The 10,613-nt window shown below is 73.3% G+C and carries 10 protein-coding genes; 1 reads left to right on the forward strand and 9 read right to left on the reverse strand.

Annotation, left to right across the window (positions count from 1 at the left end; all coding sequences use genetic code 11):
• The 8 genes from MMR14E_RS29055 to MMR14E_RS29090 form a co-directional block, all read right to left on the reverse strand.
• Positions 1-1,295: L-aspartate oxidase (locus MMR14E_RS29055; RefSeq protein WP_331319126.1), on the reverse strand; the 1,295-nt coding region annotated here is incomplete at its 3' end.
• Complete coding sequence (locus tag MMR14E_RS29060) at positions 1,292-1,903, reverse strand: fumarate hydratase C-terminal domain-containing protein (RefSeq protein WP_331319127.1); 612 nt, start codon at positions 1,901-1,903, stop codon at positions 1,292-1,294. The genes MMR14E_RS29060 and MMR14E_RS29055, both read right to left, overlap by 4 nt.
• A 10-nt stretch (positions 1,904-1,913) precedes the next feature.
• On the reverse strand, positions 1,914-2,786 hold the full coding sequence (locus MMR14E_RS29065; protein ID WP_331319129.1) for a fumarate hydratase: 873 nt from the start codon (positions 2,784-2,786) through the stop codon (positions 1,914-1,916).
• A gap of 30 nt (positions 2,787-2,816) precedes the next feature.
• On the reverse strand, positions 2,817-3,182 hold the full coding sequence (locus MMR14E_RS29070) for a succinate dehydrogenase (protein WP_331319131.1): 366 nt from the start codon (positions 3,180-3,182) through the stop codon (positions 2,817-2,819).
• On the reverse strand, positions 3,179-3,508 hold the full coding sequence (locus tag MMR14E_RS29075; protein WP_331319133.1) for a succinate dehydrogenase: 330 nt from the start codon (positions 3,506-3,508) through the stop codon (positions 3,179-3,181). Before MMR14E_RS29075 ends, MMR14E_RS29070 begins: the two co-directional genes overlap by 4 nt.
• On the reverse strand, positions 3,505-4,257 hold the full coding sequence (locus MMR14E_RS29080; protein WP_091978504.1) for a succinate dehydrogenase/fumarate reductase iron-sulfur subunit: 753 nt from the start codon (positions 4,255-4,257) through the stop codon (positions 3,505-3,507). Before MMR14E_RS29080 ends, MMR14E_RS29075 begins: the two co-directional genes overlap by 4 nt.
• Positions 4,254-5,273, reverse strand: a complete 1,020-nt coding sequence (locus MMR14E_RS29085) for an ABC transporter substrate-binding protein (RefSeq protein ID WP_331319136.1) — start codon at positions 5,271-5,273, stop codon at positions 4,254-4,256. Before MMR14E_RS29085 ends, MMR14E_RS29080 begins: the two co-directional genes overlap by 4 nt.
• Before the next feature lie 409 nt (positions 5,274-5,682).
• On the reverse strand, positions 5,683-6,606 hold the full coding sequence (locus MMR14E_RS29090; protein ID WP_331319138.1) for a CDP-diacylglycerol diphosphatase: 924 nt from the start codon (positions 6,604-6,606) through the stop codon (positions 5,683-5,685).
• A gap of 473 nt (positions 6,607-7,079) precedes the next feature.
• On the opposite strand from MMR14E_RS29090, the gene MMR14E_RS29095 reads away from it, so the two are divergent.
• Positions 7,080-8,777 carry a dihydroxy-acid dehydratase gene (locus MMR14E_RS29095; RefSeq protein ID WP_331319139.1) on the forward strand — a complete coding sequence of 566 codons (1,698 nt, stop codon included), beginning with the start codon at positions 7,080-7,082 and terminating at the stop codon, positions 8,775-8,777.
• A gap of 271 nt (positions 8,778-9,048) precedes the next feature.
• Here the strand turns inward: MMR14E_RS29095 and MMR14E_RS29100 are convergent, their stop codons facing one another.
• Positions 9,049-10,509 carry an MATE family efflux transporter gene (locus tag MMR14E_RS29100; protein ID WP_331319140.1) on the reverse strand — a complete coding sequence of 487 codons (1,461 nt, stop codon included), beginning with the start codon at positions 10,507-10,509 and terminating at the stop codon, positions 9,049-9,051.
• Positions 10,510-10,613 lie beyond the last annotated feature (104 nt).

A 10,613-nucleotide genomic window follows, 5' to 3' on the forward strand; every position in this document is an offset into this window, starting at 1 on the left:
CCGTAGGCGCGGGCGAGGCCCGCCGCGATTGCGGCGGGATCGGGCTCGGCGAGGCGGCCCTCGCGCCGCACGGCCCGCGCCATGGACTGGCCGGCCAGCCCCCCGAACACCGTCGAATTCGCCACGCCGTTGCCGCCCAGCCGGTTCGCCCCGTGGACGCCGCCGGTATCCTCGCCGGCCGCGAAGAGGCGCGGCAGCGCGGTGGAGCAGTCGACCGCGAACTGGAGGCCGCCCATCATGTAGTGGGCCGTGGGGATGACCTCGACGAGGCCGCCCGCGAGGTCGAAGCCGCAATCGGCGCAGCGCTCGACCATGCCCTTGAACCGGCGGCGCACGTCCTCGGGGCCGAGATGGCTCATCTGGATGTGGACTCCCCCGCTCGGCGTGGCGAAGCCGTCGCGCAGCCGCCGCATGATCGAGCGGCTGACCACGTCCCGGGTCGCGCGCTCGGCCCGCGGGTCGTAGGCCTCCATGAAGCGCTCACCGGTGGAATCGAGGAGCCAGCCGCCGGCCCCGCGCAGGCCCTCCTCCAGCACCGTCCCGGTCATGCGGGTGCCGGCGCCGGCGAGCAGGCCGGTCGGGTGGAACTGCACCATCTCCATGTCGCGCAGCGGCAGCCCGGCGCGCAGCGCCATGGCGAGCCCGTCGCAGGACTTGTCGCCCGACGGCGTGTGGTACTTGTACATGGTCGGCCCGCCGCCGGTGGCGAGCAGCACGGCCCTCGCCCGCACCAGCTTCGGTTCGCCGGTGCGCATGTCGAGCATCAGCACGCCCGCGAGCCCCGATCCGTCCCGGGCCGGGATCAGCTCCAGGGCGCGGTGGTCCTCCAGGCGGCGCACGTCCCGGCGCCAGACCTGCTCGGACAGGCGGTTGATGATCTCGATCCCGGTGAGGTCGCCCTTGTGCACGGTCCGGTCGAAGGTCTGGCCGGCGAAGGCCTTCTGGTGGACGCTGCCGTCCGGGTTGCGGTCGAAGAAGCAGCCGAGCTCGGTCTCGAGCTCCCGGATCCGCACCTGCGCCTCGGTGACGAGCGTCCAGGCGAGCGCCTGGTCGTTCAGCCACTTGCCGCCCTCGATCGTGTCCATGAAGTGCCGCTCGACCGAGTCGCCCGGCGCCAGCGCGACGTTGTAGCCGCCCTGGACCATGCGGGTGCAGCCGCACTTGCCGAGCAGCCCCTTCACCGCGACGGTGACGTCGAGTTCCGGCGCGACCTTCTTGGCGTGGAGCGCGGCGAACAGCCCGGCCCCGCCGGAGCCGAGGATCAGGATGTCGGTCTCGACCTGATCGGGGCTCACCGGGCGTCCTCCAGGGAGGCGATGACGGCGTCGCGCCGGGCGGCCACGTCGCGCTGCACGTCGGCGAAGAGCGAGCCGCCGTGCGAATCCATGCCGACCAGCAGCGGCCCGAAATCGCGGATCGCGAACTGCCACAGGCTCTCGGGGTGGAGGTCGTCGAGATCGACGTCCACGATGGTCTCGATCCAGGTGGTCTCCAGCGCCGCCGCGCCGCCGACGATCGCCAGGTAGGCGCCGCCGCGCCGCGCGAAGGCGTCGAGGGTCGCCGGACCCATGCCGCCCTTGCCGACGATGAGGCGCACGCCCTCCCGCTCCATCAGCGCGTCGGTGAAGCGCTCCATGCGCATCGACGTGGTGGTGCCGATGCAGAAGGGCGCGAAGCCGACCGGCGCCGCGTTGGAGACCGGGACGCGGTGGACGTTCGGCGCGGTGTGGATCACCGCGTGGCCGTCGAGGTCGAGCCGGGTGCGGCGGTCCCGGTCGAACATGTGGATCAGGGTCGCGTCGCGGATGCCGAACAGCCAGCGCCGCAGGGTGACGGTGTCGCCGATCCGGAGCGCCCGGATCTCGGGCTCAGTGGCCGGCATGTCGAGGACGTGGTGCGCCACGGTCTGCTCCTCAATCGAAGGCGATGCCGCCGGGCGTGAGCGTCGCGCGGGCGCGGCGGGCCGAGTGGCACTGGATGTTCACGGCGACCGGGTTCTGGGTGATGTGGGTCGCGGCGAGCTCGACATGGACGGCGAAGCTCGTCGACCGGCCGCCGAGCCCCTGCGGGCCGATGCCGAGCTCGTTCACGGCCCGCGACAGCTCGGCCTCGATCCGGGCGCCCTCGGGATCGGAGCAGACGGAGCGCAGTGGCCGGGTCGCCGCCACCTTGGCCAGATGCATGCACAGGTCGGAGGTGCCGCCGAGCCCGACGCCCACGATGGTCGGCGGGCAGACCCGGCCGCCGAGCTCGATCACCCGGTCGATGACGAAGCGCTTGGCCGCGCCGATCCCGTCCGAGGGCAGCAGCATCTGCAGGAACGAGCCGTTCTCGGAGCCGGAGCCCTTCGGGATCATCTCGACCGCCACGGTCTCGGGCCGGTCGTCGAAGTCGACGTGGATGATCGGCACGCGGATGCCGCAGGAGGTCTGCTCGTTCGTGCGGGTGATCGGGTGGACCACCGAGGAGCGCAGGGAGAAATCCCTGGTCGCCCGCTCGCAGCCGCGCCGGATCGCGGCCTTCAGGGCGGCGCCGTCGAAGCGCACGTCGGCGCCGATCACGACGTTGTAGATCGGGATGCCGGTATCCTGGCAGAGGATGTTCCTCGTGCGCTCCGCGACCGCGACGTTCTCCACCATCGTGTCGAGGATGGCGCGGCCGGTGGCGCTGGTCTCGGTCCGCTGCAGGTCGGCGAAGCCCGCCTTGATGTCGGGCGGCAGGATCTTCAGGGCGCGGACGTAGAGGTCGCGGCAGACCTCTTCGAATTCGCGGATGTCGAGATCCATGGCGGGTCTCCGCTGGTGACGGGCGGGGGATCAGGCCCCGCTGAGGAGGAACAGCAGACCGACCGCGAAGGCGGCCGCGAGACAGCCCGCCACGACGCGGGCATCGCGCTCGCGGAAGCGCAGCCACTCGATGGCGAGCACGCGCAGGCCCAGCGCCATGTGGACGGCGAGCGCGCAGACGAGGCCCCATTCGGCCGTCCGGACGAGGCCGTTATGGGTGAGGCCGAGGAAGCTCTCCAGCCGGTCTGCGCCCTGGAGCGCTGTGCCGAGCGCGATGAAGTGCATCGGCAGGAACAGCGCCAGGGCGATCCCCGAGAGCCGGTGGATCAGCGCGGCGGCGAAGCCGGGCCGGCGCAGGGACGCGCGGGTCAGACCGGTCTGCAGCGAGGCGCTCATGCCCAGTACACCGCCAGCGCCGCCCGCAGGCCCAGCCCGGCGAGCAGGGCCGAGAGGCCGATCATGGCGACGTCGAGGGAGCGGCCGCGCCAGCCGGTCCACTCGCGCAGGACGCTGCGCAGGCCGATCGGGGCGTGGATCGCGGCGGCGAGCACGAAGACCGCGTAGAACAGGAGGAAGGCCACGCTGCCGTGCGTCCGGCCCAGGATCTCGCCGGCCGTGAGCCCGCCGCGCACCGCGTAGAGGATCGTGCCGAGATGGACCGCGACCGTGACCGCCAGGATCGCCGCGGTGCCGCGCTGGGCGAGGTACAGGAGCGGGCTCATCCGCGCCTCCAGAACCGGCGCAGCGCCGCCTTGCCGGTCTCGCGCTTGAGGCCGGCGATCGAGAAGGTCGGGCTCAGGCCCTTCGGGCAGTGCTCGGTGCAGCTCATGTGGCTGTGACAGGAGTGGCAGCCGGCATCGCCCGCCACCGCGGCGAGCCGATCCCGGTCGCGGTCGCGCACGTCGTTGACGAGCGTCCAGGCCCGGTTGAGGGCCGCGGGCCCGAGGTAGTCGGGGTTCCACGTCACCAGATCGCAGGCGGCGTAGCAGACGCCGCAATTGATGCACTCGATGCCGGCATCGACCTCCCGGCGCGCGGCGGATTCCGGTTCCACGACCGCGAAATCCTCGGGCGGGTTCTCGCCCGGCTCGAAGTAGCCGTGGGCCCGGCGCCACTTCTCGAAGAAGGGCTCCATGTCGACCGCGAGGTCTTTCACCACCGGCAGGTTGCGCAGGGGCTCCAGCAGAAGCTCTCCGTCGGGCGCCACGGCGGCGACCCGGGTGCGGCAGGTCCAGCGCGGGCGCCCGTTCACCGTCATGCCGCAGGAGCCGCACATGCCGACCCGGCAGGCGAACCGGTAGGCGAGGGTGGGATCCTGGTCGCGCTGGATCTCGGTGACGACGTCGAGCACCGTCTGGTTGGCCCGGCGCGGTACCGCGTAGTCCGCGACGGTCTCGCCGCGCCGGACATGCACACGCAGCGTCCCGCCTGCGCCCGGGTCGACGGCCGCGTGGCCGACGGGAGCCGTCACCGGTTGGCCTCCTTCGGGGCGCCGGCGTTCGGATCGGGGAAGAACAGCTCGCTCTCGCTGTCGGCCTTGGCCGAGACCAGCCCGGCCCGGTTCATGTAGGCGAGGTAGGCCAGCATCCGCTCGGGCTTGGTGGTCCAGGCGTTCTGCGGCGCGCGGATGATCGCTACGGCCTCCTCGGGCGAGATCTTCGCCCCCTCGGCCTTGATCCACAGGGCGGCGGCCCGGGCCGGGTCGTCGCGGATCAGGGCGAGGCTCTCCTCCAGCGCCGCCCGGAAGGCCGCCGTGACCTTGGGATTGTCGGTGACGAACCGGCTGGTCGCCCAGACGAGGTTGAAGGTGTGGGGGCCGCCCATCACGTCGTAGCTGTCGAGCACCTTGCGGGCGCGCGGGTCCTTCAGCTCCATCTCCTGGAAGGGCGGCGAGCCGAAATGGGCCGTGATCTCGGAGCGGCCGCCCATCATGGCGGTCTGCGCGTCCGGATGCCCCATCGAGACGGTGAGCGGGTCGAGCTTGGCCTGCTGGCCCGGCCCGAAGGCCTTCTCGGCGGCCATCTGCAGGGTGATGGCCTGGATCGAGGTCTTGGCGGTCGGCAGGGCGATCTTGTCCTGCGGCCCGAAATCCGTGATCGCCTTCACCGCCGGGTTGATGGTGACCAGCCAGAGCGGCATCGCGTTCAGCGCCGCCACGCCCTTGACCTTGAGATTGGTCTGCGTCCGCCCCCAGATCGTCAGGAACGGGCCGACGCCGCCCGAGGCGAGGTCGAGATTGCCGGAGAGCAGGGCCTCGTTCATCCCCGAGCCGCCGGTGAAGCGCAGCCACTCGGCCTTGAGGTCGAGGCCGCGCTGCCTGGCCTGCTTCTCCAGCAGGCCCTCCGCCTCCATCACGGTGAGCGGCAGGTAGGAGATCCCGAACTGCTTGGCGAGCCGAACGGTCGAGACTTCGGCCCGGGCGGCGCCGAGCGCCCCCCACAGGGCCGCGATCGTCCCGACGAGCCGGACGATGCTCCGTGCCGTCATGGCGCTCCTCACCTGTCTGCGCGCCGATCTTGCGAGCCCTGCGACTTCGTCGGCGTCGGGTCGAGGATACGCCCCGGACACAGCCTGTCAACATTCATATGTCATATATAGGACTTGAGCGCAGGCGTCCGGCGCGTGCGAGGACCGGCGGAGGAGTGGCGCGGCTCGCCCCCGAGCGCGTGACGTCCGCGGGTCGTGCCGTGCGCCGTCACCCGATTCGGCTCCGGTCCCGTCCCCGTGCCTCCCGTCGCGCGCCGCGAACGGTGGGCCAAGTGTCGGGTCATCTATAAGATATCGCAGATCGCACGCACCGCGCGACCGGTCGCGGCGACGCCCCCTCGGGACGCGGCAGGCCGGACCGCGGCCGGCACCGCGCAGCCCGGGCCGTCGGATGCCGGATCCGCCCGCGTCAGTCTTCCAGGGCCCGAGGCCCGGTGGACGGCGGCTCGGCCGCCACGGCGCAGGCGTGGTCCTGCAGGACCTCGCCGTTGGACGCCTTGCCGAAGCGGCTGGTCACCAGACCGTCCAGGAGCACGAAGCCCGGCTTCGCGTCCGGAAATTCCGCGCCCACGACAGCCAGCGCGTGCTCGCCCATGGCCGAGCGCGCGCCGCCGTCGCGCGCCAGGAGGTCGAACGGGTCCGCGCTGCCGAGATCGTCGCCGAGCACGCGCATCGCCCTGTACGGGCGACCGACCAGCGGTTCGGCCAGGGGCGCCCAGCGGTCCCCGATCGTGGGCGCGAGGCGGCGGAGAGCGTCGCGGACGTCGCGGCGGACACAGTCGATGTGGATGTGCAGCTGCCCCTGGGTCCGCCGCAGCCGCGCGTTGACCGCGAGGCTGACGTCGCGCCGGTCGAGCGGACGGCCGAGGCGGTCCTCCACGAAGGTTCGGGCGCGCCACGCCGCGGCGAAGTAGTTCGTCGTCCCGGGCTCGAGGAGCACGGGGCTCTCGATGCCGGTGATGCGCGCCGTCGGGATCAGGAGGAACTGCGCCCGCCCGCGGAGGTCCTTGAGGATGGCGTACCCCTTCGCGACCCCGCCCTCCAGGTCGACCAGACTGCAGGGTGCGGGGCCCTGTCCGCGCAGCGCGTGGGGAACGCACGCGCCGTGCACGATCGCCCACAGGGCTCCGCCGTTCCCGAGGAGGTTGGGCACGAGGGCGACGGCCAGCCAGGCCGAGGTCGCCGCGAGGACGACCAGGACGCCCAGCGATCTCCGCGACAGTCGGGTCCTCGCGCGACCCGTCGAACCGCGCGGTGACGCGGTGCCGGGGCGGCCGCGGAGCGCCGCACGCACCTGACGGGTGAGCCCGACCGCGGCTCTGCGCAAATCCATGACGTGACCCGGTAGCCCGTTGCCGCGCGAAGCGCCGGGGCCGCCGACGCCGGAACCGTCTTACAGATCGCCCGGGGCCTGAGCGATCTCTCCCCGCCGCGGATGCGCCGTCGGGCGGGCGTGCGGAGCGCGGGCGCCGCGTGGAGCTTGGCACCGGGCGCGGTGACGCTGCGGCGCTTTTCGCGCTCCGGATCCCGCGCGGCCCCTTCTCGGACGGCTATCCGATGGGCCATGCCTTGAGAGGCCTCGTCATCGGCGCCGGACTGGGACATGCCTGTCCGCACCCCGATGCCGTCGGCGGCCGCAACCGATCCGGCGGCGCTCCGCCGGGAACGCGGCGCGAACGACAGGGGCGGGGGAACCGCGCGCGCGAGAACCTGCTCGACGCGCGCTCCGGGAGCCGGGCGCCCGGCGACCGCTGAGACAGACCGGGCGGCCGGGGCAACCCGGGCCGCCCTCGCGAGGAGACGACCATGACCGACGAACCGCACGGCTTCGACCGCGGCCTGACCAATTACGGCGACCGCGACTTCGCCCGCTACCTGCGCCGCTCCTTCGCGCGCTCGATGGGCATCTCGGTCGGCCTCCTGAACAAGCCGGTGGTCGGCATCGCCATGACGCCGTCGGGCTTCAACAACTGCCACCGGGGCATGGACGAGCTGGTCGAGGCGGTCTCCCGCGGCGTGCTGGCGGCCGGCGCCCTGCCGCGGCCGTTCCCGACCGTGTCGCTCGGGGAGGTTTTCCTCAACCCGACCAGCATGATGTACCGCAACCTCATGGCCATGGACACCGAGGAGATGATCGGCGCCCAGCCGATGGACGCGGTGGTGCTGATCGGCGGCTGCGACAAGACCGTGCCGGCCCAGCTCATGGGCGCGGCCTCCGCCGACCTGCCGGCGATCCAGCTCGTCACCGGCCCGATGTCGACCGGCCGCCACCGGGGCCAGCGGCTCGGCGCCTGCACGGATTGCCGGGGCTTCTGGGCCAAGTACCGGGCCGGCACCGTCGACGCCGCGGAGATCGCCGAGGTCGAGGGCCGGCTCTCCGTCACGGCCGGCACCTGCGCGGTGATGGGCACGGCCTCGACCATGGCGTGCATCGCCGAGGCGCTCGGCATGTCGCTGCCGGGCACCGCGGCGATCCCGGCGGTGCATTCCGACCGGCTGGTGGCCGCCGAGGAGACCGGCCGCGCGGCGGTGCGGCTGATCGAGACGCGGATCCGGCCCTCGCAGGTGATCACGCAGAAGTCGGTCGAGAACGCGATCCGCGTGCTGATGGCGGTGTCGGGCTCGACCAACGCCATCGTGCACCTCACCGCCATCGCCGGGCGGCTCGGCATCCGGATCTCGCCCGAGCGCTTCAACGAGATCTCCGACGAGACGCCGGTGCTGGTCGATCTGAAGCCCGTGGGCCAGGGCTACATGGAGGATTTCCACGCCGCCGGCGGCATGGGCGCGCTCCTGCGCGAACTGCGCCCGCTCCTCCACCTCGACACGCTGGACGTGGAGGGCCGGACGCTCGCCGAGCGCCTGGACGAGCCGGAGGCCTGGGTCGACCGCGCGATCATCCGCACCGCGGCGGACCCCGTGTCGCCGGTCGGCGGCCTCGTGGCTCTGTCGGGCAGCCTCGCGCCCGACGGGGCGATCTTCAAGCGCGCGGCGGCGACGCCCGAGCTGTTCGAGTCGGAGGGCCGGGCGGTGGTGTTCACCGGCCTGGAGGACCTCTCGGCGCGCGTCGACGACCCCGACCTCGACGTGGCGCCCGGCGACATCCTCGTCCTGCAGAATGCCGGCCCGCACGCGGCCGGCATGCCGGAGGCGGGCTACCTGCCGATCCCCAAGAAGCTGGCGCAGGCGGGGGTGAAGGACATGGTCCGCATCTCCGACGCGCGGATGTCGGGCACGGCCTTCGGGTCGATCGTCCTGCACGTGGCGCCCGAGGCCGCCCTCGGCGGGCCGCTGGCGGCGGTGCGCGACGGCGACCGCATCCGCCTGTCGATCCGGGACAAGCGCGTCGATCTCCTGGTCGCACAGGACGAGATCGCCCGCCGGCTCGCCGACCACCGGCCGCCCCCGGCCCCGACCCGCGGCTACAAGGCGCTCTACCGGCGCAGCGTCACGCAGGCCSCGGAGGGCTGCGACTTCGACTTCCTCGCGAAGGCCGGGGACTGACGGCCCGGGCCGTCCTGTCCGCGCCCCCGGTCTCGACCGGCCCGGCCGCCCCGCCGTTCGTCGGGGCGTGCGCGCGGGAACCGTCGGGCCCGGGGCCGCGGCCGATCTGCGGGACGGTCACCGAGGCCGAGAGGCCGCCCAGACCCTTCGCCGGACCGAGGCTCGGCGTCTCGATCGGACCGGAGCGGGCGGAGGGGGAGAGGCCGGTGCGCACCGGGGTCCTCCCGCGGTCTGCCGGAACGGCCGGAGCTGCCCCGACGGTGCCGGAGCGTCACGGCACCGCGCGACGCGTGGCGGGCATCGGCTCCGGCCCGGGCAACGGGGCTTGGCGGGGAAGACCGTCGCCGGCGACGCCGGCTCTCGGCGTCGCGGTCCGCTCGGGCGCGGCCGTGTTTCGGATCACCCGTCCCGAGGCGAAGGCGGCGGCATTGACGAGGCCCATGGTGACGAACCCGGCCGAGAGGGCGACGAACATCCCGGCCAAGCCGAGCCCGAGCACGGCCGCGATCCAGGCGCCACCCAGCGCCACGACCAGCCGGAGAAGGCTGGCGGCGAGCGGCCAGCCGACGCGGCCGGCGCCCTGGGCGGCGAAGTAGAGGGCGAGGCCGGCCCCGAAGAAGCCGTAGAAGGGTCCGGCGATCCGGAGATAGGCCGAGCCGGTGGCCATCATGGCCGGGTCGTTTCCGAACAGGCCGAGCCAGGTCTCGGGATACACGGCCGCCACGAGGCCGATGGCCTCCGTCAGGCCGCCGGCCACGAGGGCGCCGGTCAGCGCGGCCCGACGGGCGCGGGCCTCCATGCCGGCGCCGAGGGCCGTCCCGACGAGGGCGGCGATGGGCGAGCCGAGCCCGAACACGAGGGGAACCAGCAGGTACTCCAGCCGCGCACCGGTGCCGTATCCGGCCACCGCCGCCGGTCCCGCCGTCCCGACGAAGCCGGTCGCGGCGATGACCGTGACGTTCGAGGTCACGCTGGCGATGCCGGACAGGAGGCCGATGCGCAGGATCTCGCGGGACGGCGCCCAGGTCAGCCTCGGGGGGCGCCGGCTCGGACGCAGGACACCGCGGCCGGACCAGAGATAGGCAGCGAAGACGGCCGAGCCCGCGGCGTAGTAGCCCGCGAAGGCGACGCCCCCGCCCACGATTCCGAGCCTGGGAAGCGGGCCCCAGCCGAAGATCAGCGCGGGCGAGAGCGGGATCAGCACGGCGGCCCCGGCGCAGGTGACGCCGGCCGGGAGGGCCATGTTGCCGGTGCCGCGGATCACCGCCGCCAGCGCGTTGAACAGCCAGATCAGGATCGCCGCGCCGAACACGACGCCCGCGTAGGCGGTCGCGGCCCTGAGCGAGCCCCCGGTGCCGCCCATCGCGGCGTAGAGACGCGGTCCCAGGGACAGGGCGAGGAGGCTCGTGACGACACCCAGTCCGAGACCGATGGCGGCGGCGTGCCAGGCGAGGAGATCGGCCTCCGCCCGCCGGCCGGCGCCCAGGGTGCGCGACACCGCGGACTGGATGCCGCCGCCCATGCCGCCGGCGGACAGCATCTGGACCAGCATCACCACCGGGAAGACGAGGGCCATGCCGGCCAGAGCGTCGGTCCCGAGTTCCGCGACGAAATACGTCTCGATCAGGCCGATGGAGGTCTGGACAACCATGACCACGACATTCGGCACGGCCAGTCTGGTCAGGGTCGGCACGAGAGGCGCGTCGACCAGGCGGCGCGTGCGGATGTCCATGGCGGGGCCTCACACTCTCATGGGTCGCGGTCGCGCCGCCGCGATATCGGCGCGGCCCGAGACCGGCCCGCGGCGCGGTGCGGGCACGCGGGCGCCGTCCGCCC

Source organism: Methylobacterium mesophilicum, assembly GCF_036441335.1.
Classification (GTDB): Bacteria; Pseudomonadota; Alphaproteobacteria; order Rhizobiales; family Beijerinckiaceae; genus Methylobacterium; species Methylobacterium mesophilicum_B.